Source organism: Serratia sp. HNCC26DJ206 (assembly GCF_057180605.1).
Genome location: NZ_JBXUGP010000005.1, coordinates 1 through 24,878 on the forward strand (window position 1 = coordinate 1; position 24,878 = coordinate 24,878).

Genomic DNA, 24,878 nt, shown 5'->3' on the forward strand with positions numbered 1-24,878 from the left:
TGAACAGCCCTTCAGGCTGGCATTACCCCTAGAAAACCTTGTACCATTTTTAATGAAGGAGTTCGCATGCTAAAGGTCATCGCTGAAGATTTTATCAAACCCGAGTGCGTCGACACCGTTCTCCCTTTCTACCGGGAACTCATCGCGGCAACGAAGAAAGAGCCCCTGTGCATTGCTTATGATTTGTACCGAGATGAAAAGGATCCGGGGCATTTTATTTTTATTGAAGAGTGGACTGACCGGGCAGCACTCGATGCACATTGTGCCAGTGAGCATTTCACTCGGCTAGTTCCTTTGATTGATCAATACGCGCGTAAAGCGGCGCAGTATATCTTGATGGATAGTCGGGTGGACCCGGAGAGATAAAGTCCACTACTGGCACAAAGCCACCCACAACAGCATCACCAAACAGCCATAAGCGAGCAACGGACATTTTGCTGCATCCATAACCTGATATCAGAAGAAAATAGCACCCGATGGCTGAAAATTCGTTATCATCCGCCCCCACTCTTTATCCGGGCAGCCTGATGTCTACGATTTTCGATACCTTTATTGCCCCGCCGTGCCATGACGAGATAGAAACGCTCTATCAGGACGATCACCTGGTACTTATCAATAAACCCGCCGGGTTGCTCAGCCTTTCGGGGAAAAACCCGCAAAATCTGGATTCGGTGCATCATCGGCTGGTACAGATATTCCCCGGCTGCACTCTGGTCCATCGCCTGGATTTTGGTACTTCCGGGCTGATGGTGATTGCCCGCAATAAGGCTATCAATGCCGCCCTCTGCCAACAGTTCAGCCAACGCACTGTGACCAAAGTTTACAGCGCACTGCTCTGCGGGCATCTGGGCGACAACGAAGGCGTGAAAGATGCAGCAATTGCCAAAGACCCGGCGCTGTTCCCGCTGATGTCGATTTGCGCAATCCACGGCAAGCCCGCTCGCTCCGGCTATCGGGTGGTGGAGCGCTTTTACCGTGAGTTGGAAGATGGAGCGTTACTGCCGTTGACGCGGGTACAGCTAACCCCAGAAACCGGGCGCACCCACCAACTCCGCATTCACTGTCAGCAGTTGGGCCACCCTATTTTGGGCTGTGATCTGTATGGCGGTCGGCTGTTGCCAGGCACCGAACAGATGCCGCGGCTGATGCTGCACGCCAGTGAGCTGCATTTTGTTCATCCCATCAGCGGAGAACAAATCAGAGCACGTAATCCCAGCCTATTCTGAAAGCGCAAACATCAATAATACCGCCGTGCAGGTGCCCGGCGTGGTGCCAAAGTGCATACGCAAACGCTTAATCAGATGCCTTTGATCGTAAAATCGGGCATCTGAAAGCATTTGTTACCACATCAAATCATCAGGCACTTTAAAGTCGGCATACGGATCTTCTTCATCTTGCTCTTCCTGACTAAGCGCACTATTTAATACAATACTGTTCGCATCTCGCTGTGCAATTTTATCGGCGACGCTCGCGGGGATGATGGCATATTGGTTCATGCCACTGTTATCAACAACCAAACGAGCAATGGCGAGACGGCCACTAATCAGCTGAGCTTGAGTAGGCTTATCGACAACGATTTTTTTAATTAAATTATTATCGGTGAAGTTAAAATCAATATCCCCCCTTGAAATGACAACTCTGTTCATTTCAATAAGCTGCTTCACCTGAGCTTTATATTCTTTAGATAAAGCAGCTTGCTTTTGTTGCTCATTGAGCTGTTTATCACGCTCAAGCTGTGCTTTTTTATTTTCTTCCACGGCCTCTTTTGCCTCACGAGCCTGAACCCGTGATTTTTTAGCCGTTCTTTGGACTTTGGCCATTTTCTTGCTGCTCACTAATCCAGCTTTCAGCATCTGTTCTTGCAAGGTAAGTTTTGTCATCTTCGTTTCTAAACCCGTTGAATAATGTGTGGGATTATACCTGTAATTTTTAAGGCTGTAGTAGCAGCATGAACGAATACATCTCACCAAGCGGCATAAAGCATCCCCCCGTCACTGCCTTAAACTACCGTTCACCGCGGCCAACGACGTTAACCTGCTACTCATCACACGATTCTTGCCGCCACGCTTGGCGGCGTATAGTGCTTCGTCGGCCATTTCTATGGCTTTTTCAATCGTCGTGCCAGGCAAAAACAGCGACGTACCAATAGAAATAGTCAGGTGGATCTCCTTACCCTCGGCTGTTTTGAAGCAGGCATTGTCAACCTTGCTGCGAATACGCTCCGCCACTGCATTAACCTGCAACGGTTCATAGCTGGAAGTGATAACGATAAACTCTTCACCGCCATAGCGCCCAACGAAATCCTCGTTGCGGACACTGTCTTGCAGAATACGACCAATGCCGCTCAATACCTGGTCCCCCGCCAGATGGCCGTAGGTATCATTCACCTTCTTAAAGTTATCCAAATCCAGCATCATCAAGCCACAAGGTTGGTGCTGCGTCTGTAGCATCATCATTTTTTGGTCGATGCTGGCACGGTTATTAATGCGAGTAAGGCTATCTATGGTCGCTTTATTACGCATTGAAAAGAACGCCTGGATATGGCGTTCTTTAAACGTCAAGGCATGGTAACAAATGGCTAGGCAGAGCGCTGAAGCCGCCTGATAAAGCAGAATATCTGACCATATTTCGCGGAAATGGGTTTGCGTGCTGACCACGGCAATGCGATATAGCGCAATCATGCCGATGGTGAGATAAAAAATCCGATGCGATTTTTTTCGCCATGCGGCAGAGAACAACAGGGGCAAGATCACCGAAGCAATAAACAGATTATCGAGCGTAAAACCGCCGGTAGAAATGAAGCTGACCAGAAAGCATGCCAACCCACTCACACCGCCGCCAAAAAAGATGGCAAGAATCATCGGGATCATGCCAAAACTATAATAAACACCAGCAGCAAGCTGGAGCCGCTGCTGATTAAGATAAAGTACCGCCAAACCGGCAATTAACCCAAACAGTATGCGTTTCCACCACTCAGACTGGTAAGAAAACGGTGCATTCTTGCTCAGGGCAAAGTAGCTCAGCGACAAGGTGGCATAGGTGATACAAACATCACTATAGAAAGAGGAAATTGACGCGATATAGGTCATAAACATTCAGCATACCCCCCAGAGATTCAGCAGGGTGATTCGTATCAACAGATCCTTGCCTCACCCACTCCGGTCACTGACATCATGCTCAGGATAATAATAGCTCAGCGGTGCTAAGTTATGGTACGGCTGTCTATACCCGTCATACTTCAAGTCGCTTGGGTGTTGGCTGCGTGACTCGGCCCATGCTGGGCCACCGCAAGCGGTGTTCAAATCTGCCAAGCAGATTTGTCGTTCACCCTAGTCACATAGTTATCTATGCTCCTAGGGCTTCACTCAGTGGCCGCCTACAAGCAACTCGAATTATTTTGGGTATATAACAATCCCTCAGATCAGGCTAGGCTGTTATTAATCTCGCTAAGGGGAAATGTCATGAGTATTGAAGACGATTTACACGCGTTAGCCATGCAGGAAACGGCATTGACCTTTCATCATTTCGATCACGCTGCCACGTGGGAATTAGGGATGGCACTGAAAGCGGCAGCCGAACAGCACCATCTGGCTATCGCTATTGAGATCCAACTTGCCGGGCAAACGCTGTTTTATTACGCCATGCAAGGCACCACGCCGGATAATGCCGACTGGGTGCGCCGCAAACGCAATGTGGTTAACCACTTCCATAAAAGTTCCTATGCCGTTGGCCTGCGCCTGCAACAGCGCCAGGTCACGCTGGAGGAACGCTATGGCCTCAGTGTTCGTGACTATGCGGCCCATGGCGGCGCATTCCCGATCCGGTTGGCCGGTGTTGGCTGCATCGGTACGATCGCCCTCTCCGGCTCACCGCAGCACGAAGATCATAATCTGCTGGTAGACACTCTGGCGCAGTTTCTCGGCTTATCCCTGCCAGCGATGCACTAAGCGCTAAAAACCTCACTTATCCTATCAACTCAGGCCGGTAACCCCCGGTCTGAGCGGGTTGCCCATTACCGCAATTATGGCGCATTGATACAGGTCTAAGTATCCCTCCACAGAAAGGAGTATGATATCTCTCAGTTATTCGAGACGGACCTCATCTGGCCCGCCATTCCTTTCTCTTTTCTAGATTTGGTTTGCAACTTAGATGAAAACTCACGAAATTAACGGCATTCGTCCCTTTAGTGCGCTGATTGATGCCTGCTGGCGAGAACCCTACTCACTTCAACGTTTACTGAAAGATGCCATTGCCGGGGTAACCGTCGGTATTATCGCCATTCCGCTGGCGATGGCGCTGGCGATTGCCAGCGGTGTTCCGCCACAGTACGGGCTTTACACTTCGGCGATTGCCGGGATCGTGATTGCCGTCGGCGGTGGTTCACGTTATAGCGTCTCCGGCCCTACCGCCGCTTTTGTCGTCATTTTATACCCCGTTTCGCAGCAGTTCGGGCTTTCTGGCCTGTTGATTGCCACCATGATGTCTGGCCTGTTCCTGCTGCTGATGGGGTTGGCGCGCCTTGGCCGGCTGATTGAATATATCCCACTGTCGGTCACGCTCGGTTTCACCTCCGGGATCGCCATCACCATTGCCACCATGCAGGTGAAAGACTTTTTTGGCTTGGCTGTGGCGGAAATGCCGGAAACTTACGTCGGCAAGGTGTACGCACTGCTACACGCGCTGCCCAGCTTCGATTTCGGCGATACGCTGATTGGCGTTGTCACCTTGTTGATCTTGATCCTCTGGCCAAGACTGGGGTTGCGGGTGCCCGGCCACCTGCCCGCACTGCTGGCGGGGACCGCGCTGATGGCAATCCTGGCTCTGTTTGACCACCAAGTCGCCACCATTGGTTCCCGTTTCAGCTTCCAACTGGCTGATGGTAGCCAAGGGCAAGGGATCCCGCCGATTCTTCCGCAGTTGGTATTACCTTGGGATCTCCCTGCCAGCGGTGGCAAACAAATAGAGCTGAGTTGGCATCTGCTCTCTGCTCTACTGCCCGCAGCGTTCTCCATGGCGATGCTCGGTGCCATCGAGTCGCTGTTATGCGCCGTGGTGCTGGATGGCATGACCGGTAAAAAACACCACTCCAATACCGAGCTGATTGGTCAGGGGGCGGGCAACATTATCGCGCCGTTCTTTGGCGGCATTACCGCCACGGCAGCCATTGCCCGCTCTGCCGCCAACGTGCGTGCTGGGGCGACATCGCCGATCTCTGCCATCATTCATTCGTTGCTGGTACTGCTGGCGTTGCTGGTGCTCGCCCCTTGGTTGTCTTATCTGCCGCTTGCCGCGATGGCTGCGCTGCTGCTGATGGTCGCGTGGAATATGAGTGAAGCGCACAAAGTGGTTTACCTGCTACGCCGGGCACCGAAAGACGACATTCTGGTGATGATGCTGTGTATGTCACTGACGGTGCTGTTCGATATGGTGATCGCCATTACCGTCGGTATTGTGCTGGCTTCGCTGTTGTTTATGCGGCGCATTGCGCGCATGACGCGTTTGAGTGAGTTGAGTGCAGAAAATGGCATTCTGGTGATGCGCGTCAACGGCCCGCTATTCTTCGCCGCCGCCGAACGTATCTTCAGCGAATTGCTGCTACGCAGCGAGAGCTATCACACCATCGTGTTGCAGTGGGATGCGGTGCCAGTGCTGGATGCTGGCGGTTTGCACGCGCTGCAACGCTATATTGATACTCTGCCCACCGGTAAACAGTTGGCGATCACCGATATTCCGTTCCAGCCGCTGAAAACATTAGCACGCGCCCGCATGCAGCCCATTGAAGGGAAATTGCATTTCTACCCCACGCTGCCGGAAGCGCTGGCGGCGCTCGGTACTCACTAAATAGAAAAGCCCGGCATTTCGTCGGGCTGAGGTTGATGACAAAGTGGTTTTTGAACCCGAGATACCCGGGTCTAGCGCACCGAGGGGCACTCCGGCGGCTTACGCCGCTACGACCCCTTCGGCACGCTCCCCCTAATAACGGGCTTTGTCAGTAGTCTGAGCCCGACTCATCGTCGGGCTTATTTTCTTGCGCGACAACCATCAACTTAGTTGCTGGTATCCAGCTCTGGGAAACTTTTCACCAGATCGTCGATGGCTTTCATCTGCATCAGGAACGGTTCCAGCTTATCCAGCGGTAACGCAGACGGGCCATCACACTTGGCGCTGTTCGGCTCTGGGTGAGCTTCAATAAACAGCCCCGCCAAACCGACCGCCATGCCGGCACGCGCCAGTTCGGTCACCTGCGCACGGCGGCCGCCGGAAGCGGCACCGAACGGATCGCGGGTTTGCAACGCGTGGGTCACATCGAAGATCACCGGGTGGCCACCGGTCACGTTCTTCATCACGTTGATGCCCAGCATGTCGACCACCAGATTGTCGTAACCAAAGTTGCTGCCACGATCGCACAGGATCACCTGATCGTTACCGCCTTCTTTAAACTTATCGACGATATTGCCCATCTGGCCCGGGCTGACGAACTGGGGTTTTTTGACGTTAATCACCGCGCCGGTTTTTGCCATGGCTTCAACCAAATCGGTTTGGCGCGCCAGGAAGGCAGGTAACTGAATCACATCAACCACTTCAGCAACCGGCTTCGCCTGCGCAACTTCGTGCACATCGGTGATCACTTTCACACCGAAGGTGCTTTTGATTTCCTGGAAGATTTTCATCCCCTCTTCCAAGCCGGGGCCACGATAGGAGTGGATGGAAGAACGGTTGGCTTTATCAAATGACGCTTTGAAAACGTAAGGAATGCCCAGTTTTTGCGTCACGCTGACGTAGTGTTCGCAGATACGCATCGCCAAATCGCGTGATTCGAGCACATTCATACCGCCAAACAGCACAAACGGCAGGTCGTTCGCTACCTTGATGTCACCAATGCTAATTACTTTCTGTTTCATGCTTGCGCCTTTATTTCGGAATTAATTAATGCAGCGTAACCTGCTTCAGTTCAATCGCGTGGATCTGGATTTTAATCACTTCACTGATCGGGTCTTCAGGGCACTGTTCAACAAAATAGTTAAGATCGGAAATCGCGATATGGTTGCACTCCAACTGTGCGTAGATCAGCCCGCGATCGCGGATTTCATAAGGGTCGTCCGGATCAAAGCTCAACACGGCTTCGCTGGCTCGCAGCGCCAGTTCCATCTGCTTCTCTTCCATCAGGGCCGCTTTCAGCGTATCCAGCATCTTGCGCACCACCTGGATGTTTTCTGACTCATCCAGATCGTCATCTTCCAGCTCAGCGCCCAGGCCCAAGTTGCCCTTGAGCCACACTTCCAGCTGGTGTTCGTTCAGGGTTTCACCGTTCAACGGGTTGATTAACCACATTTCTTCATCCAGCCAGTCGGCGCGCAGGATTAACTGCGTAGGGAAAATCACCGGCATCAGCGGGATGTCAATTTGTTGCGCGATGTACAGGAAAATCGTGCCTAATGAAACCGGTGTGCCCTGCCGTGCATCCAAGACTTTATCCAGCCAGATGGCATCGGACAGACGATAAACGCCGCTGGCACCACCAAAGCCCCAGGTTTTGAAAAACAGCTCAATGAGCGCATCCAGTTGCTGCTCCTGGTTGAGATCGTCCGGAATAGCCGCTCGCGCTTCATCGGCCAGCTGCTGCAACCTGCGCGCCACGTCAGCAGCAGGGAAATCGCGCCGGATGGCCTGTGACACCTGGATCACCCCGTCACTCAACGGTGAGGTGTTAAATTCGAAATCAGCAATGCTACTCATAGGTATCCCATCAGAAACGGTATTTTCGTCGTGGCAAGTTTAATTATCAGGTACAGACAACCCAGTGCCAGAACAAACGCCAACGTGCGCTGAGTCCAACCCTTGGTTTTCTTGCCCAATGCGACGTAGCCAAGCAGGATATAGATGATAACGCCAAACAGCTTCTCGGTCAGCCATGAGACCATGCTCAACAGGGGGTAAAATTTGAACATTACCACCAACGCAATCCCGGTCAGGAACAGCAGCGTGTCGTTGACATGGGGCGTTATCTTCACCCAACGCTTCTGCATCATAGCCGAGTCGCGCCATTTCCAGAAGAATCGCAGTACAAACAAGATAATACTGATGGCTACCGTCAACAAATGCAGGTGTTTTAACGCCATATAAGCTGCCATGGTGCTTCCTTATTCTTATTGTGATTTCTGGCCTAGAGTCACACGATCGTTGCCGCCATAATCGCGGCAGGTTTCAATAGCCCTAAATCCTGCTTCCTTGAGTAACGCACGCACGCTTTCCCCCTGCTGCCAACCATGCTCCAGCAATAACCAGCCCTGCGGCTGCAAATAGCCCGGCGCATGCTGCACAATCGTCGCCAGATCGGCCAGCCCGTGCTGGGCGGCAACCAGCGCGCTGCTTGGCTCAAAACGCACATCGCCCTGCGCCAGGTGGGGATCGGCGGCATCAATATAAGGCGGGTTACTGGCGATCAGCGCAAACTGCTGCCCGGCAACCGGCGTAAACCAACTGCCCTGCCTGAAATGTGCATTACCGATCGCCAGTTTCTGCGCATTATGCTGCGCCAGCGCAACGGCATCGGGCTGTAGATCGATACCCGTTATCTGGCAATCTGGACGTTCGCTGGCCAACGCCAGCGCAATCGCACCGGTGCCGGTACCGAGATCGAGGATCGCGCAGGGTTCAGCGGGTAAACGCTGCAACGCCAGTTCCACCAAGCATTCGGTGTCTGGCCGCGGGATCAGGGTAGCTGGCGAAACCGAGAGCGGCAGCGACCAGAACTCACGCTCGCCCACCAGATAGGCCACCGGTTCGCCACGTTCGCGGCGGGCCAGCAGCGTGGCTAATTGTTCGGTTTGCGGTGGCGTCAACAAAGTTTCGCCAAACGCCATCAGGAACGTACGGGCACGGCCGGTAACAAAACCCAACAGGATTTCCGCATCACGCCTGGCGCTTTCGCTCGCAGCCAAGCGGACAACCGCGGTTTTCAGCCAGGTTTGATAATCCATTACTCAGGCTCTGCCGACAGTGCAGCCAACTGATCGGCCTGATATTCCTGCACGATCGGCTGAATCAGCATGTCCAATTTGCCTTCCATCACTTCATCCAGGCGATAAAGCGTCAGGTTGATGCGGTGATCGGTCACGCGCCCCTGCGGGAAGTTATAAGTACGGTTGCGATCGGAACGATCGCCAGTGCCAAGCAGGTTGCGGCGCGTCGAGGCTTCTGCCTGCTGGCGCTTGGCCATTTCGGCGGCACGGATGCGCGCACCCAGCACCGACATCGCTTTGGCTTTGTTCTTGTGCTGTGAACGCTCGTCCTGGCACTCCACGACAATACCGGTCGGCAAGTGGGTAATACGGATCGCCGAATCGGTGGTGTTAACGTGCTGACCACCGGCACCGGATGAACGGAAAGTATCAATACGCAGATCGCTCGGGCTAATCTCCGGCAGCTCGGCCTCCGGTATTTCTGGCATCACTGCCACGGTGCAGGCAGAGGTATGAATACGGCCCTGCGACTCGGTTTCCGGCACGCGTTGCACGCGATGCCCACCCGATTCAAACTTCAACTGGCCGTAAACCCCGTCGCCGGAAACTTTGGCGATCACCTCTTTGTAACCACCGTGTTCACCTTCGTTGGCACTCATGATCTCCACCCGCCAACGGCGCATTTCAGCGTAACGGCTGTACATGCGGAACAGATCGCCGGCGAAAATGGCCGCTTCGTCGCCACCGGTTCCGGCGCGCACTTCGAGGAAGCAACCGCGCTCGTCGTCAGGATCTTTCGGCAGCAGCAATACTTGCAACTGCTGTTCCAACGCTTCCGTCGCCGCTTTGGCCTGTTTCAGTTCTTCCTGCGCCATTTCGCGCATTTCAGGATCGTCCAGCATCATTTCTGCTGCTTCGAGATCGTCCTGCACCTGACGCCATTCCAAGAAACAGCGGCTAACATCGGTCAACTGTGCGTACTCGCGCGACAGGCCGCGAAACCGATCCTGATCGGCAATAACCCCGGCATCGCCGAGCAGCGCCTGTACTTCTTCATGGCGCTCTTGTAACGCTTCCAGTTTGGCAACAATAGAAGGCTTCATGCGTGGTTTTAAACCCTGTTAATAAGAGAGAACTAAGCTAATCCAGCCCGAGGCTGTCGCGTAAAATTTGCAACCGCTCCATGTCGCCATCGCTGGCGGCCTGTTGGAGGGATTTGGTAGGGGCATGAATAAGACGATTGGTCAGCTTGCGAGCCAGTTCCTGAATAACCTGCTCAACATCAGCACCCTGCGCAATGGCAGCCAGCGCTTTCGATTCCATTTCTACCCGGACCTGTTCGGCCTGCGAACGGTAGTCGCGAATGGTTTCTGTCGCGCCCTGCGAGCGCAGCCAAGCCATAAAATTGATGCTTTCCTGCTGAACGATCGACTCAGCCTGCACCGCTGCCGCCTGGCGCTGCGCCAGGTTGTTCTGAATGATGGCGTGCAGATCGTCCACACTGTACAGATAGGCGTTCGCCAGCTTGCCGACTTCCGGCTCGATATCGCGAGGTACCGCAATATCCACCAGCAGCATTGGCTGATTGCGGCGTGCTTTCAATGCGCGCTCCACCATGCCTTTGCCAATTATCGGCAGCGGGCTGGCGGTAGAGCTGATAATGATGTCCGCATCCGCCAGGCGTTCGTCGATTTCCGGCAAGGTGATCACTTCCGCGCCCACCTCTTTCGCCAACAATTGAGCGCGTTCGCGGGTACGGTTGGCGATAATCATGTGCTTTACGTTGTGCTCACGCAGATGGCGTGCCACCAGTTCGATGGTTTCACCCGCCCCAACCAGCAACACATTCAGTTCCGCTAGAGATTCGAAAATCTGACGCGCCAAGCTACAGGCGGCAAAAGCAACCGAGACGGCACTGGCACCGATGTCGGTTTCAGTACGGACGCGTTTGGCAACGGAGAAGGTTTTTTGGAACAGGCGTTCAAGCTCGCCAGACAGCGACTGGCCACGTTGTGACTCAGCAAAGGCTTTTTTGACCTGCCCCAGAATTTGCGGTTCACCCAATACCAGTGAATCCAACCCGCTGGCGACGCGCATCAAATGGCTGACGGCCTCGTTACCCTGGTGCCAATACAGGCTTTTAGTGACGTCCTCAGGGCGCAGATGGTGATATTCACATAGCCAGTTAACCAACTGCTCGTGCAGGTGTTCCTGCTGTTCCACGCTGAGATACAGCTCGGTACGGTTGCAGGTAGACAATACAACACCGCCTCGCACCAACGGCTGTTGGAGCAAGCTATTAAGCGCTTGTTCGATTGACTCTGGAGAGAAGGTTACCCGTTCTCGCAGAGAAACCGGTGCGGTTTTGTGATTAATACCTAACGCAAGCAGGGTCATTGCTTCGAGTAATACTTCTGTTGGTACGGGTTTTCGTTGATTGGCATTCTACTTGATGCACGACATCAATAAAAGTAACAACCGCATCTTCCCCCTAATCGCTGGTATAGTTATTTCCTTGCTGCCAGATGTTGAGTAACATTAGTCGGCGTCGGGGGTTCCCCGTGAACGTGAGTAGCAAATAAAAGGTTTCGTCGTACGTGCCCGTAAGGACAAAAGGACAACAAAAAGTTATGCCTATCCGCAAAGTTAATTTGCTTCGCCTGCTCCCATTGGCCAGCCTGCTGCTGACCGCCTGTACCCTCACCAAGCCCAGCGGCCCGGCAACCAGCCCCACTTCACCACAGTGGCGTGCCCACGAACAGGCCGTGCAGCAACTCAGCCAATATCAGACCCGTGGTGCTTTCGCCTATCTGTCCGATCAGAAAAAAGTCTACGCCCGCTTCTTCTGGCAACAATATTCCCCCGATCGCTACCGTTTATTGCTGACCAATCCGCTGGGCAGCACGGAGCTGGAACTTAACGTGCAGAAAGAAGTGGTCCAACTGAGCGATAGCCAGGGTAAACGCTATACCAGCAACAATGCGGAGGAGATGATCCACAAACTGACCGGGATGGACATTCCCTTGAACAGCCTGCGCCAATGGATGCTAGGTCTGCCGGGAGAAGCCACCGATTTCACCCTCGACGATCAATATCGCCTGAGCAAGCTGACCTATCAGCAGGGTGCTCTCACTTGGGTGGTAACGTATCAGGATTACAACACCGACCAGCAACCGCCGTTGCCAAGCCGCCTCGAACTGCAACAAGGCGACCAGCGCATCAAGCTGAAAATGGATAATTGGACGCTGAAATGATTCGCCAATGGCCCTCTCCGGCAAAGCTTAATCTGTTTCTCTATATCACTGGCCGTCGTACTGACGGCTACCATCAGTTGCAAACGCTGTTCCAGTTCTTGGATTATGGCGACACCTTGACCATCGAGCCGCGCCAGGACGACAGCATCCACTTGCTGACGCCGGTTGCCGGGGTGCCGGATGAACAGAACCTGATCGTGCGTGCCGCCCGTTTGTTGCAGGACTACTGCGCTGCTCACGCAATTAGCACCCCGCCGCGTGGCGCTGATATCCGCATTGAAAAGCGTCTGCCGATGGGCGGTGGGCTAGGAGGCGGTTCGTCCAACGCCGCCACGGTGCTGATCGCACTGAACGAACTATGGCAATGCGGTTTGCATGACGAGCAGCTGGCAGAATTGGGGTTGACTCTCGGTGCCGATGTGCCGGTGTTTGTACGCGGGCATGCGGCGTTTGCCGAAGGCATCGGCGAACAGTTGCAACCGGCCGATCCGGCAGAAAAGTGGTATTTGGTGGCTCATCCCGGCGTCAGCATCCCCACACCGGTTATTTTTGCTGACCCGGAATTAAAAAGAAACACCCCGATTCGCCCGCTAAGTGCCCTATTACAGGCTCCTTACGCAAATGATTGCGAACCGATTGCAAGAAAACGTTTTCGCGAGGTTGAACAGCTTCTTTCATGGCTGTTACAATACGCGCCGTCACGCCTGACCGGCACAGGTGCTTGTGTGTTTGCAGAATTCGACTCCGAGCCCGCCGCCCTTCAGGTGTTAAATCAAGCCCCGGCCTGGTTGCGTGGATTTGTAGCGCGTGGTGTTAACATATCGCCACTACATCGCATCCGTTCAGGGCAGTCTGAGTCGTAGCTCAACGTTTCGCTGCGCAAGGTCGTTTATATTTGACCCTGCCATCTCGGCGCTGCCTGCGGTTCAATTTAGTTTTACATACCCGTATGGTTATTGCGTCGGTGTCGCCAACTGCCCCTTGGTGAAGACCGTATGACAATATCTTCTCTGGACGCAAGCCTGAGGTTCTTCTCGTGCCTGATATGAAGCTTTTTGCTGGTAACGCCACCCCGGAACTAGCACAACGTATTGCCAACCGTTTGTACACCAGCCTTGGTGACGCCGCTGTAGGTCGTTTTAGCGACGGCGAAGTGAGCGTGCAAATCAACGAAAACGTACGCGGCGGTGATATTTTCATCATCCAGTCCACCTGTGCACCGACTAACGACAACCTGATGGAACTGGTTGTTATGGTCGATGCCCTGCGTCGCGCCTCCGCAGGTCGTATTACTGCTGTTATCCCTTACTTCGGTTATGCCCGCCAGGATCGCCGTGTGCGTTCCGCCCGCGTGCCAATCACGGCCAAAGTTGTCGCTGATTTCCTCTCCAGTGTAGGGGTTGACCGCGTACTGACAGTGGATCTGCATGCTGAGCAGATCCAAGGCTTCTTCGATGTCCCGGTAGATAACGTATTCGGTAGCCCGATCCTGCTGGAAGACATGCTGCAACAGAATCTGGTGAACCCGATTGTGGTTTCCCCAGATATCGGTGGCGTAGTGCGCGCCCGCGCTATTGCCAAACTGCTGAACGATACCGATATGGCTATCATTGATAAACGCCGCCCGCGCGCCAACGTTTCTCAAGTGATGCATATCATCGGTGACGTTGCAGGCCGTGACTGTGTGCTGGTAGACGATATGATTGATACCGGTGGTACTTTGTGTAAAGCGGCTGAAGCGTTGAAAGAACGCGGTGCCAAGCGCGTATTTGCCTACGCGACGCACCCGATCTTCTCCGGTAACGCCGTGGAAAACATCAAGCACTCGGTAATTGATGAAGTGATCGTCTGCGACACCATTCCGTTGTCGGCAGAAATCAAAGCGCTGAAAAACGTACGTACTCTGACTCTGTCCGGCATGTTGGCTGAAGCCATCCGCCGTATCAGTAATGAAGAGTCAATTTCTGCCATGTTTGAGCATTAATCCTCTGCACGGCGCAGCCAAACCACTGCGCCGCATCAGTCGATTCAGAACGGCAGAAAACAGAAAAACCCGTTGAAGCTATCCGCAACAACGGGTTTTTTACTTGTTATGCAACATAGCCTAAAGTCTGCCTCATTGGAAAAGGTTGATCAATGTGATGAACGATGCTGGTTATTATTCTTGCAGCGTTTATCAAAATGTTTGACCCACCAGTAACGATCGGCAACCTGTTCACGTCCGCCAATGCGTGCCCCGGCCAACCACAGCAGCGCACCGATGAAAATACTCATAACGGCACCGTGAGCAAAGAACTGCGGCAGATTGAGTTGTGACACTTCAGCCAGAATGGAGTATCCGACACCAACGACCATCACCACCATTCCCAGTCCCATTAAAACGTTGCCCATTAAGCCAGCGTTTTTACGTTTCATATGCCACCTCCATCGCTTCATGTACCAATTCGGGATAACGCACAAACTGTTAACCCACTTCGATAAGTTAAGTATAGGCATGCATAGAGAAAGGGTATTGCGCTAGTGCTCACAAATGGCAAATAAATACTGACAATCCTTTACGTTATGCTAAAGATTAGCTAACAAACTGAATGATTTCTCTAATGTATTATTCATTTTTCAGCCAATGCAGCTTCGGCACGGTCAGGGCTTTTGTCATTCTGCGTGCCGACAGGTAAACTATCGCCCTTTCCATTATCTCGATCATAGTGAATCTCTCGTGAGCAGTATCAAACTGATTGTTGGCCTGGCGAATCCGGGCGCAGAGTATGCCCAGACGCGGCACAATGCCGGCGCGTGGTATGTCGATCTACTGGCCCAGCGCCACAACCAACCGTTGAAGGAAGAGAGCAAATTCTTCGGCTATACCGCCCGCTTGAATTTAGCAGGCAACGATGTTCGACTGCTGGTCCCTACCACCTTTATGAATCTCAGCGGTAAGGCCGTCGCTGCCATCGCAACCTTTTATCGTATCCAACCGGAGGAGATTCTGGTCGCCCACGATGAGCTGGATCTGCCACCGGGTGTGGCTAAGCTCAAGCTGGGTGGCAGCAATGGCGGTCATAACGGCCTGAAGGATATCCAGAGCAAGCTGGGCAACACTCCAAACTTTTACCGTTTACGCATTGGTATCGGCCATCCTGGCGACAGAAACAGAGTCGTAGGATTCGTGCTTGGCAAACCGCCAGCAACAGAGCAAACGCTAATTGATGATGCTATCGATGAGTCACTGCGTTGTACGGAGATTTTGTTGCAGGAAGGCATGACAAAAGCAATGAACCGACTGCATGCCTTTAAGGCAGGTCATTGATAGTTGGGCCAGATGGGGGCATTTTCACTCGTTTGGCTCACTTTCTCATCGGGCAAAAACGGCACAACTTACGCTGTTCACAGTACGACTGTACGACCTGCCCACCACTTTGTACCGTAACACCCGCGATGGAACTCTCTTTCCCACTTTCTCTTGCCGCATGAAAAGGCCGCTCAATCAACGTCTTTTTCCGTTCGTTACGAAAGTGGATAACAAATGATATGACTGATAGCAATAAGAGTATCGGTGCTAGAAACGCGTAGACTCCGTTCATTGAATAGTTTTCTCCCTTGGATATTAAATATATCAAAAAATAATACGCGGATATTATCTGAAAAAAATTATATCAACAACACTAACGCATAAATTTACAATCATTAAGCTTTCCAACCAAATGCAATTAAGAAACTTCTCAGCCAAGCAAGAAACATCTTAATTTAAAACTGCGCAATTACTTATCACTGATTAAAGTATAGGCTAGTTTTAATATTAGTTGATACTTATACAGGATAATTCTTAATTTCGGTTAAAGATTACCCTTTGTGATTTCATTCAGGAGGCTGCAAGCCTTGTAGATAGCCAACTCCCGTTCTACCCAGATGGCTCAGCTGATGAAAAATCGCAACAATTTATTAACTTATCGCCACTTCAAAAGACATCACCTCATCTTACCCGGCAAATTAGAATCAATGTCGGCCAATTACCTCGAAAGTCTTATTAGCTTAAATATTAATTAATGTTCCGATAACAGCACGTTTCATTACAGAGTATCCTTACTTGATAATATCAGGTCAGAATTAGCACAATGCATCCTAAGAATAATGAAACCATACTGCACATTAAAACATCTATTTAAAATGAAACTATTCTATTGAACACGCTATATCTTGTTGCCAAGATCCTTAATTGCTCATTCTATACACAGCATCATCCCGGTTTTGACCACCTTGGGCGACACACAAGGCAACTGTCAGATCGAGATAACCACGCATTACGTGTATAATAGTGAGATAACTTTGCCATTTATGCAGCAGGTTAAAACTAACCTGTTGATAGTTAAGATATTTAAGGTGATATAAACATGGGATTCAAATGCGGTATCGTCGGTCTGCCTAACGTTGGCAAATCCACCCTGTTCAATGCGTTGACCAAAGCGGGTATTGAAGCAGCCAACTTCCCGTTCTGTACCATTGAGCCTAACACCGGTGTGGTGCCGATGCCTGATTCGCGTCTGGATCAGTTGGCTGAGATCGTCAAACCTCAGCGCATTCTGCCAACCACCATGGAGTTCGTTGATATTGCAGGTTTGGTCAAAGGGGCATCCAAAGGTGAAGGTTTGGGTAACCAGTTTCTGACCAACATCCGCGAAACCGAAGCGATCGGCCATGTGGTGCGCTGTTTCGAAAACGACAACATTATCCATGTGAATAACCGGGTTGACCCTGCCGACGATATTGAGGTGATCAATACTGAACTGGCACTCTCTGACCTTGAGACCTGCGAACGCGCAATTCATCGCGTGCAGAAGAAGGCTAAAGGCGGCGATAAAGATGCCAAAGCCGAACTGGCCGCCTTGGAAAAATGCCTGCCACAGCTGGAAAATGCCGGCATGTTGCGCGCGCTGGATCTGACCGCTGAAGATAAAGCCGCTATCCGCTACCTGAGTTTCCTGACGCTGAAACCCACCATGTACATCGCTAACGTCAACGAAGACGGTTTCGAGAATAACCCATACCTGGATAAAGTGCGTGAAATCGCGGCTGCGGAAGGTTCAGTCGTGGTGGCGGTTTGTGCCGCTGTTGAGTCTGACATCGCCGAACTGGACGATGAAGACCGTGCCGAATTCATGGCAGAACTAGGGTTAGAAGAACCCGGTCTGAACCGGGTGATCCGCGCAGGCTACGAATTGTTGAATCTGCAAACCTACTTCACCGCTGGCGTAAAAGAAGTGCGTGCCTGGACTATTCCCGTTGGCGCGACCGCACCGCAGGCCGCAGGCAAAATCCACACCGATTTTGAAAAAGGCTTTATCCGCGCGCAGACCATCGCTTTTGAAGACTTTATCACCTATAAAGGTGAACAAGGCGCCAAAGAGGCTGGAAAAATGCGCTCAGAAGGTAAGGATTACATCGTTAAAGATGGTGACGTGATGAACTTCCTGTTCAACGTCTAAATGGCTTTGCTCGTCGCATGACGAGTCATTAAGCCTGATAAAATCCACGCAATTGCGTGGATTTTTGTTTTTATGTCGTCTCACGTGATTTCATGAAAGCGCAGTAAAAAATGAGCACACAGGTGAGTACAATAACGGTATAAGAAATATACAAGGATACGTTACACACCGATGCAGCATAGACAACGCATGGCCTGACTCTACTTATTACCTCCGTTAAATATGGGGTGATTACCGGTGAGTACAATAACGGTATAAGAAATATACAAGGATACGTTATGCTCACTGATCTACAATGCCGCACTGCCAAGCCGAAATAAAAACTCTATCGACTCAACGGCCTATACCTCGAAGTTAAACCCAACGGCAAGAAAACATGGCGTTATCGGTTTAAACTTAGCGGCAAATACATTTAGGTTAACTATAAGAGTTACATACCGATGCCAGTAGACAACCCTTATAATGATTTAATCAGGAAATCATTGGACAATTTCAGCACTTTTGCCTATGTAACCTTTAGAGAGCAGGTTGAAGCTCTAGCAGGGATAATGCAGAGAAAAACACCTCCATTATCATATACATCCATTATTGGTGAATATCTCCACTGAATTTAGACGCTGTTATATAGTTGGTTTTAGTATTCGGGTTAATTAAGCTATCAGTATGGTGAGGTTAAATGAGAGATTAAAATTAAGCTCATGAAGCGCCCCTCCACAGGAGTAAGAATAAAAGTGATATTTTGTCCTTGGGTTGACACTCCGAGTGTTTATTATACTGAGATTCTGATTTAGCGGGAGTAGGATTTTGGGACGGCGCTCTAGGGGGAGCTTTTAAGTACCGTAAGCATAATGTAAACTTGAGATTAAGAAATTTTTCCTTTACGGATGCAGGAAAATACTATGCGGGTAAAAAATAACGGCGGCAGCGATGCGTTGCGTCAGCAACAGGTATTGACGCAGCTGATTCAACAGGGAAAAAAAGAGGAAGCCTGGAGAAAAATTCGTGCTCGGCTACTGTTTGCACCTAATGACGTTTGGTTTATTCATGAAGCTGCTCGTCTGGCGCGGCGAAATGGTCAGCTTGAAGAAGCGGTGCGTTATTATCAACGCGGGCTGCGTCTCGTGCCACAAGATGCTGGGATGCTGAATGGGCTAGGGCTTACTCATTACGACGCAGGCCGCCTTGACGACGCGGAACAGTATTACCTTGCCGCGCTGAAAGCGCATCCCGGTTACGATGCATGCCATAATAATTATGCCATTCTGCTGGAAAAAGCGCGGCGTTACGATGAGTCATTAGTGCAGTACCAATACGCTTTGCAAGCAACACCCGATTATACCGAAGCACGTTACGGTATGAGTGCCGTATTAGCGTATATAGGCCGGCTGGACGATGCCGAGCGTGAGATGCGTCAAGTACTGAAGATGCAACCTGACGACCAGCGTTGTAATACTTCATTAGGTATGGTGCTGTTGCAGAAAGGCCAGTATGCCGAGGGCTGGCGACGCTATCAATCCCGCTATGCTGCTAACAATCCGAAACGCTTCTTTGCTTTACCTGAATTAAAACAGCCCTATTGGCAGGGCGAAAGTCTAGCAGGCAAGACGATTCTAGTAAAAACAGAACAAGGGATGGGGGATGAAATCCAGTTCTGCCGTTATCTGACACGACTAAAAGTTGAAAAGCAGGCCGCGCGCGTCATTATGCTAGGGCGTAACACTCTGCGTCCCTTAATCAGTCAACTTCCGAACCTGGACGAGTACATAGTGGTGGCGGACGGACAACCGCTCCCAGCCTTTGACTGTTGGAGTATGTTGCTGGATCTGCCGCAACATTTTATCGCTTCATCTCAACCTTTTGCACCAGAAGGCCGTTATCTTTACTGCGATAAGGCTCATGATGCCCGTTGGACACTGGCTGGCAACAAACTGAAGGTGGGGCTGGTGTGGAAAGGGGCTATTGGACATGCCAACGATCGCAACCGCTCGCTGCCGCATCTATCTGCGTTAGCCACGCTGTTAGAATTACCTGATATAGAATGGGTGAGCCTGCAAAAAGGGGCTGGCGAAGATGAAGTGGCTGAATGGCCACAACTACGCCCATTCGGTGCCATGTTTAAAGACTACCTTGATACAGCATCGGTTATTGAACAACTGGATCTGGTTATCGGTGTAGATACGTCGGTGATCCATCTGGCGGGGGCGCTGGGGAAACCTTGCTGGGTCATGTTGGCTGCAACTGCAAAAGATTGGCGTTGGCAGGCACACAGGGAAGATACATCATGGTATTCCAATACCCGATTATTTTCACAGGAATACAGTGAGAAAGACTGGTCAGCCGTCATTGCCCGTCTGCAACGTGCTTTTTTGGAGTTGATTGATGCCTAATTTCATTCAGGAACCGCCGTTGATTGCGAATCGGGCGGTTTTCTATGTTAGGTCGCTACAGATTTTCAAAAGCAGTTAGGTAGGTGCTAAAGGTGTGGCCTCCCTATGGGAGGGCCGGGGTGAGAGGCTTTAGTTCAGTGATATTCCCCTCACCCTCCCCCGAGGGTGAGGGTGAGCCTTAACTGACAAGCATTACGCAATTGCGTGAATTTTTTTATTGTGCCTCAGGTATTACCAATCAATCTGCCGTTACGGTGACTGGGGCGGTTTCATTCTGTGCGGCGTCGATCGCACTGATCAGGTACGTATAACTTTTATCCAGGCTGTCGCTGTCCTGGTAGCTGAAGTTATTGCCCTTCCCCCGCCATACTTTGGCAACGATATTCTTGGGATCGGCAAAGATCGCACTTGGTTTGCCGGTACCGCGATAGATCACGTAGTAGCGTGCATCGTTATCCGAACTGTCCGACCAGTTAAAGGCGTTTTTACTGCCAGATACAAAGTGGGCCTGCTGCGGCAACGTGGTCACTTTCTGGTCCAGCCAAGGTTTGCTCGGTGGCAGTGTCGGCGTGCTGAGATAGGTTTGCGACAACAGCTCGATAGAAGCGTTTTTCGCGCCGTAGGCCCCCTGCTGTGCCACAGGTTGTGCCGCAACATTAGAAACCAGCAGATCATTGTAACTGAAGAAAACGCTACCGGAAACGTGGCTAAGCTCCTGATTGTAGCGCATCTGGTTAGGGATCTCCTCGGGGTTCATCCAGGCAGCATCAAAGGAGGCATTGGAAACATGCTTATAGTTGGCATGGCCGATATAAAGCTGCGTATGTGAACCTTCCATCTGGCTATTCCACCAATTGGTCAACTCGCCATAAGGGGCTGCCGCTTGGTCAAAACTCCAGTAAATCTGTGGCACAACATAGTCAACCAGTTCCTCTTTAACCCACTTGCGGGTATCGGCAAAAATACTGCCACTGTATGACTGTGAAGAACTGAGCGGCGTATTGGATCCCAGTTCGTTGCGCCCCTTATGCTCCCAAATGCCAAACGGACTGATACCGAACTGCACCGCCGTACCCTGCTGCTGGTTATGCTGGGTGATGACGCTCTGTACGCGGCTAATCAACCGAGTAACGTTATCTCGCCGCCAATCTTCCATCCCTTGTGGGGTATCAGGATACTGGTTATTGACCAGGCCATAGGCTTCAAACGCTGCCCTATCCTCGCCCTTATCACCAAACTGCACAGTGGCACCGTTAACCGTGATGCGGTATGGATAAAAGTAATCATCAAAATGGATGGCATCAACGTCGTAGCGACGCACTACTTCTTCTACCGTGTCGGCCACATGCTCAATCACTTCAGGGATGGCCGGATTTAAAAACAGCTTCTCGTCAAAGCTCAGCACCCATTGTGGGTTTTTCGCTGCAAAATTATCTGCAGATATAATCCCGGCACTGACCAGATAGCCAATCTGCTGTTCCGTACTCGAGGATAAAATGTCTTCAGCAGATAAACCCTGCTCATTATTTTTTAACAAGCTGCTGATCTTGGTATTTGTCACACGGTACGGGTTAAACCAGGCATGATATTCCATCCCACGCTGATGGGTCTCTTCAACCATCCATGTCAGGGGATCATAGCCCGGATCTTTACCCTGCTTACCGCTCAGATACTGCGACCAAGGGTTAATCTCGGAGGAGTAATAGGCGTCCAGCATCGGACGTATCTGGAAAATCATCGCATTCATGTTCAGCGCAGTGAAACGGTCCAGTATGCCCAGATAGGTCTTCTTAAAGGCTTGCTCACTGTTGACCATCGGCATATTGAGATTACCGATGGTTGCTACCCAAGCACTTCTGAAAGCCTGCTTCGGTGGAATATAACTATCGGGGATACTGATAAGCTGATTGGCTCCCTTATAAAGGTCAACAGGAAGACTCATGTCGTAACCATACGTCCCGTCACTGTTTTTGACGTATTTATACAAAGAAGAGAAAGTTTGTACCGGCTTATCAGTATTACCGTTATCGGTATTACCACCCTCGGTATTGCCGCCGTCAGTATTACCACCGTCAGTATTGCCACCGTCAGTATTACCGCCATCAGTATTACCGCCGTCGGTATTGCTATTATCGGTACTGCCAGTATCCGTCGTGTTAGTGCCGTTATTAGTTGTCGTCACGCCAGAGTCACAACCAAACAGCATCCCAGTAGCAAGAACCATTGCGATCATTTTTGCTGTGATGGAAAGAGAGTTATTGTGCATATTCAGAGTCCTTTACGAGTAATCTGTTCCGCATTTTCTTTGGGTGCGGCCCACAAGGATTGTTGTTGGCTGACCGTCATCTGCGCATCAGCACTGGTGACTGCTAACCCGGTCATGCACGCTGCAATGGCCGTTACTCCAATTTTTTTCACTGTATCCCTTCTGCATTACCCCGACTGATTTAAAAATAATAAATTCCTTAGAATAAAACAAAAAAGAATTTAATATTCTTGTTATCGGTCACACTCCTTATCAATTCGAGTAATAAATCGACTCAAATTTAGGATATTCCTTATAAATTAGGTATGCAGAACTACTCACCGAGCGCTCATTGCCATGGGTGAAAAACATTATAAATCAATTCAATAAACCTGATTTAAAATATAAAATTATGATTACATAACGCCGAAGCATTCACTTAATGAATGCATTAGTATTCAGTATTACTTATGCTCAATTATTTCACTGACGCGCAAGAAATTATGTGGCACGTTCACTATTTACACATGGCTTGCTTTTTATAGGCATTAAAAGGGCATAGCGCTTAAAGCTGCTTATTTTGCGGGAGCGTAAATGGATAAAGAAACTCTTTAGCTCTGTAAAAGATCGCTTCCCCACTTATTACTTACAACAATCGAGGTTGCCTGAAGCGATCTTTTACCAGAATTGAATCATTAAAGATCAATAGTACCGTTAATCACCGTTACCGTCTGCCCACCAATCCAAATGCCATTTTCACGATACTGAACCGCTACACGGCCATTGCGTTGGATTGCGGTTCCCTGACGAGCGTGATAATCCTCCAGAGATCCCCGCGAAGCGAAATAACGCGCCAAGCAAGCATTGGCACTACCGGTAACCGGATCTTCCGTCAGGGAGCCATATTCAACCATCAAACCGCGAACTTCGAATTGTTCATCGCCATGGCTACATGGGCCAAAAGGCATCAGGCCAGTCACCTGTGCGCGTTTCAGCAGGCGCTCTAAAGCGCTAACGTTGGGCTTAATATTTAACACGGCCTCAGCCGATATCATCGGCACCAACAGCCAGCGAATTCCCATATCAGCGATAGTGATCGTCTGTGAAATATCCAACTCCTCGTGACTAAACACGGTACTGAGCAACGCATCATCAAATGGCGTGAGAACGGCTTCTGGTGCCGCAAACGCCAGCCCCCTCTGAGGATCAATCTTAATGGTCACCAAACCAACGCCACACTCCTGCACGATTTGCCCCGGCATTTGTGGTACCAGCCCGGCCTCCAGCAACGCATGTGCGGTTCCCAGCGTAGGGTGGCCAGCAAACGGCAACTCACCTTCGACAGTAAAAATACGCACCCGATAGTCGGCCTGCTTATCCGTTGGGGTTAACACAAAGGCAGTTTCAGATAAATGCGTCCAGCGGGCGATGGCCGCCATCTCATCATCGCTTAACGCGTTAGCATCCAGAATGGCTGCCAACGGATTACCGCTAAAAGGCAATTGGGAAAAAACATCAACCTGCTTGAAAGCAACTGTTCTGGTCATAACACGCTCGTTGGTTCTACTTTATGGAAGGGGCGATAAAAATGGTAAAGGGATGTGCATTTTTTCACCAACCCGTTCGATTTATTGATACTGATAAGCATCAAGCCATTTACGATTGCCTTAACATTATCAGGCCAGACATCTTCAGTAAAACACATGACTTCTGTAGCAAGATCTTTTAATTCAGGCCGATAACCATGAAAATTGCACACCAAAGAATCATTGACGGCAAAAAGTACCAGTTGGAATTTTATGATGGCTTTGACCAGGGTTTTCTTGATGAAACCCACTGGCTACCTTATTACCTGCCGCAGTGGAGCAACCGGGAGTTATCCGCCCCCCGTTTCACCTTTGGTGAACACGGGTTCTCGCTGAATATTGAGCCGGACCAGCAACCCTGGTGCCCGGAGTTTAACGGTGCCGTCAGAGTGTCCTCTTTACAGACCGGGGTTTACTCAGGCCCGCTGGGTTCAGCGCTTGGGCAGCATCGGTTTTCGCCTGATTGCAGAGTACGTGAAGAACAGGTAGCGGAGAAAAAGTATCTGCCTAAATACGGCTATTTCGAACTAAGAGCCAAGTGTGATATTGCTGCCAGCAACGTCGCTGCCTTATGGATGATCGGTTATGAAGATCTGCCCGAGCGTTCTGCTGAGATTTGCCTCTTCGAACTCAAAGGCAAAAATATCCATAACGGGCATGCCCTGATCGGTTACGGCGTTCATCCTTTTGGTGATGCGAAAATTGTCGATGAATTCTATGAAGAACCCTTTGAGCTTGATGTCACCGAATTCAATACGTACGCCATTGAGTGGACGGAAAACCAAATTGATTTTTTTATCAATCAGCGAAAAGTACGCACTATCCATCAATCACCGGATTATAACATGCAGCTGATGCTCAATATTTATGATCTTGAAAACAGCAACGAAGGAAATATGCGTTTCTTTATCGATTATGTAGCGGGGTTCCGCCGTTCAGGCGGCTAAATCACCACGCCCAACG

At 50.7% G+C, this 24,878-nt stretch carries 23 protein-coding genes and 1 pseudogene; 12 read left to right on the forward strand and 12 right to left on the reverse strand.

Annotated elements, in window-relative coordinates; all coding sequences use genetic code 11:
- Positions 1-66: 66 nt before the first annotated feature.
- Positions 67-366 (forward strand): putative quinol monooxygenase, encoded by a 300-nt coding sequence (locus AC2A1E_RS04545; RefSeq protein WP_484382763.1) that lies wholly within the window; start codon positions 67-69, stop codon positions 364-366.
- A gap of 161 nt (positions 367-527) precedes the next feature.
- Positions 528-1,226 carry an RluA family pseudouridine synthase gene (locus AC2A1E_RS04550; RefSeq protein ID WP_484382764.1) on the forward strand — a complete coding sequence of 233 codons (699 nt, stop codon included), beginning with the start codon at positions 528-530 and terminating at the stop codon, positions 1,224-1,226.
- 114 nt (positions 1,227-1,340) lie between these two features.
- Here the strand turns inward: AC2A1E_RS04550 and AC2A1E_RS04555 are convergent, their stop codons facing one another.
- The gene (locus tag AC2A1E_RS04555; protein WP_484382765.1) at positions 1,341-1,880 is read right to left on the reverse strand and encodes a DUF2058 domain-containing protein; all 540 of its coding nucleotides are present in this window, start codon (positions 1,878-1,880) and stop codon (positions 1,341-1,343) included.
- Between the two features lie 111 nt (positions 1,881-1,991).
- The gene (locus tag AC2A1E_RS04560) at positions 1,992-3,089 is read right to left on the reverse strand and encodes a GGDEF domain-containing protein (protein ID WP_484382897.1); all 1,098 of its coding nucleotides are present in this window, start codon (positions 3,087-3,089) and stop codon (positions 1,992-1,994) included.
- 372 nt (positions 3,090-3,461) lie between these two features.
- On the opposite strand from AC2A1E_RS04560, the gene AC2A1E_RS04565 reads away from it, so the two are divergent.
- Both AC2A1E_RS04565 and dauA read left to right on the forward strand, forming a co-directional pair.
- Complete coding sequence (locus AC2A1E_RS04565) at positions 3,462-3,947, forward strand: heme-degrading domain-containing protein (RefSeq protein ID WP_484382766.1); 486 nt, start codon at positions 3,462-3,464, stop codon at positions 3,945-3,947.
- Between the two features lie 202 nt (positions 3,948-4,149).
- A complete protein-coding gene (dauA, locus tag AC2A1E_RS04570) occupies positions 4,150-5,841 on the forward strand; it encodes a C4-dicarboxylic acid transporter DauA (RefSeq protein ID WP_484382767.1) in 1,692 nt (563 codons plus the stop codon).
- Between the two features lie 206 nt (positions 5,842-6,047).
- On the opposite strand, the gene kdsA is transcribed toward dauA, so the two are convergent.
- From kdsA to hemA, 6 genes are read right to left on the reverse strand one after another with little or no spacing between them, the layout of a single operon-like run.
- Positions 6,048-6,902: a 3-deoxy-8-phosphooctulonate synthase gene (gene kdsA, locus AC2A1E_RS04575; protein WP_484382768.1), complete on the reverse strand. Its 855-nt coding sequence runs from the start codon at positions 6,900-6,902 to the stop codon at positions 6,048-6,050.
- A 25-nt stretch (positions 6,903-6,927) separates the two neighbouring features.
- On the reverse strand, positions 6,928-7,737 hold the full coding sequence (gene sirB1, locus AC2A1E_RS04580) for an invasion regulator SirB1 (protein ID WP_484382769.1): 810 nt from the start codon (positions 7,735-7,737) through the stop codon (positions 6,928-6,930).
- Complete coding sequence (locus tag AC2A1E_RS04585; RefSeq protein WP_484382770.1) at positions 7,734-8,132, reverse strand: SirB2 family protein; 399 nt, start codon at positions 8,130-8,132, stop codon at positions 7,734-7,736. Before AC2A1E_RS04585 ends, sirB1 begins: the two co-directional genes overlap by 4 nt.
- Positions 8,133-8,147: 15 nt before the next feature.
- The gene (prmC, locus tag AC2A1E_RS04590) at positions 8,148-8,981 is read right to left on the reverse strand and encodes a peptide chain release factor N(5)-glutamine methyltransferase (protein WP_484382771.1); all 834 of its coding nucleotides are present in this window, start codon (positions 8,979-8,981) and stop codon (positions 8,148-8,150) included.
- Complete coding sequence (gene prfA, locus AC2A1E_RS04595; protein ID WP_484382772.1) at positions 8,981-10,066, reverse strand: peptide chain release factor 1; 1,086 nt, start codon at positions 10,064-10,066, stop codon at positions 8,981-8,983. The genes prmC and prfA overlap by 1 nt, the downstream gene beginning before the upstream one ends.
- A 37-nt stretch (positions 10,067-10,103) precedes the next feature.
- The gene (hemA, locus tag AC2A1E_RS04600) at positions 10,104-11,360 is read right to left on the reverse strand and encodes a glutamyl-tRNA reductase (protein WP_484382773.1); all 1,257 of its coding nucleotides are present in this window, start codon (positions 11,358-11,360) and stop codon (positions 10,104-10,106) included.
- 233 nt (positions 11,361-11,593) lie between these two features.
- Here hemA and lolB point away from each other — a divergent pair, with 233 nt between their 5' ends.
- The 3 genes from lolB to prs all read left to right on the forward strand — a co-directional run bounded on the left by lolB (position 11,594) and on the right by prs (position 14,201).
- The gene (gene lolB / locus AC2A1E_RS04605; RefSeq protein WP_484382774.1) at positions 11,594-12,217 is read left to right on the forward strand and encodes a lipoprotein insertase outer membrane protein LolB; all 624 of its coding nucleotides are present in this window, start codon (positions 11,594-11,596) and stop codon (positions 12,215-12,217) included.
- Positions 12,214-13,080, forward strand: coding sequence for a 4-(cytidine 5'-diphospho)-2-C-methyl-D-erythritol kinase (gene ispE, locus AC2A1E_RS04610; RefSeq protein ID WP_484382775.1), 867 nt, complete (start codon positions 12,214-12,216; stop codon positions 13,078-13,080). The genes lolB and ispE overlap by 4 nt, the downstream gene beginning before the upstream one ends.
- A gap of 173 nt (positions 13,081-13,253) precedes the next feature.
- Positions 13,254-14,201 carry a ribose-phosphate diphosphokinase gene (gene prs, locus AC2A1E_RS04615; RefSeq protein WP_095996084.1) on the forward strand — a complete coding sequence of 316 codons (948 nt, stop codon included), beginning with the start codon at positions 13,254-13,256 and terminating at the stop codon, positions 14,199-14,201.
- A gap of 149 nt (positions 14,202-14,350) precedes the next feature.
- Here prs and ychH read toward each other — a convergent pair whose 3' ends face one another.
- The gene (ychH, locus tag AC2A1E_RS04620; protein ID WP_459402425.1) at positions 14,351-14,632 is read right to left on the reverse strand and encodes a stress-induced protein YchH; all 282 of its coding nucleotides are present in this window, start codon (positions 14,630-14,632) and stop codon (positions 14,351-14,353) included.
- A gap of 301 nt (positions 14,633-14,933) precedes the next feature.
- On the opposite strand from ychH, the gene pth reads away from it, so the two are divergent.
- The 4 genes and pseudogenes from pth (at position 14,934) to AC2A1E_RS04640 (ending at position 20,084) form a co-directional block, all read left to right on the forward strand.
- Positions 14,934-15,524, forward strand: a complete 591-nt coding sequence (gene pth / locus AC2A1E_RS04625; RefSeq protein WP_484382776.1) for an aminoacyl-tRNA hydrolase — start codon at positions 14,934-14,936, stop codon at positions 15,522-15,524.
- A 1,081-nt stretch (positions 15,525-16,605) separates the two neighbouring features.
- Positions 16,606-17,697: a redox-regulated ATPase YchF gene (gene ychF, locus AC2A1E_RS04630; protein ID WP_484382777.1), complete on the forward strand. Its 1,092-nt coding sequence runs from the start codon at positions 16,606-16,608 to the stop codon at positions 17,695-17,697.
- A 278-nt stretch (positions 17,698-17,975) separates the two neighbouring features.
- Positions 17,976-18,104: pseudogene (locus AC2A1E_RS04635) on the forward strand (Arm DNA-binding domain-containing protein); the annotation flags it as partial.
- A 492-nt stretch (positions 18,105-18,596) separates the two neighbouring features.
- Positions 18,597-20,084 (forward strand): tetratricopeptide repeat protein, encoded by a 1,488-nt coding sequence (locus AC2A1E_RS04640; protein ID WP_484382778.1) that lies wholly within the window; start codon positions 18,597-18,599, stop codon positions 20,082-20,084.
- Between the two features lie 238 nt (positions 20,085-20,322).
- On the opposite strand, the gene AC2A1E_RS04645 is transcribed toward AC2A1E_RS04640, so the two are convergent.
- The 3 genes from AC2A1E_RS04645 to AC2A1E_RS04655 all read right to left on the reverse strand — a co-directional run bounded on the left by AC2A1E_RS04645 (position 20,323) and on the right by AC2A1E_RS04655 (position 23,876).
- Positions 20,323-22,350, reverse strand: a complete 2,028-nt coding sequence (locus AC2A1E_RS04645) for a glycoside hydrolase family 10-like protein (protein WP_484382779.1) — start codon at positions 22,348-22,350, stop codon at positions 20,323-20,325.
- A gap of 2 nt (positions 22,351-22,352) precedes the next feature.
- The gene (locus AC2A1E_RS04650) at positions 22,353-22,502 is read right to left on the reverse strand and encodes a hypothetical protein (RefSeq protein WP_484382780.1); all 150 of its coding nucleotides are present in this window, start codon (positions 22,500-22,502) and stop codon (positions 22,353-22,355) included.
- Between the two features lie 522 nt (positions 22,503-23,024).
- Positions 23,025-23,876 (reverse strand): PhzF family phenazine biosynthesis protein, encoded by an 852-nt coding sequence (locus tag AC2A1E_RS04655; protein WP_484382781.1) that lies wholly within the window; start codon positions 23,874-23,876, stop codon positions 23,025-23,027.
- A gap of 197 nt (positions 23,877-24,073) precedes the next feature.
- Here AC2A1E_RS04655 and AC2A1E_RS04660 point away from each other — a divergent pair, with 197 nt between their 5' ends.
- Positions 24,074-24,862: a glycoside hydrolase family 16 protein gene (locus AC2A1E_RS04660; RefSeq protein ID WP_484382782.1), complete on the forward strand. Its 789-nt coding sequence runs from the start codon at positions 24,074-24,076 to the stop codon at positions 24,860-24,862.
- Positions 24,863-24,878: the final 16 nt, after the last annotated feature.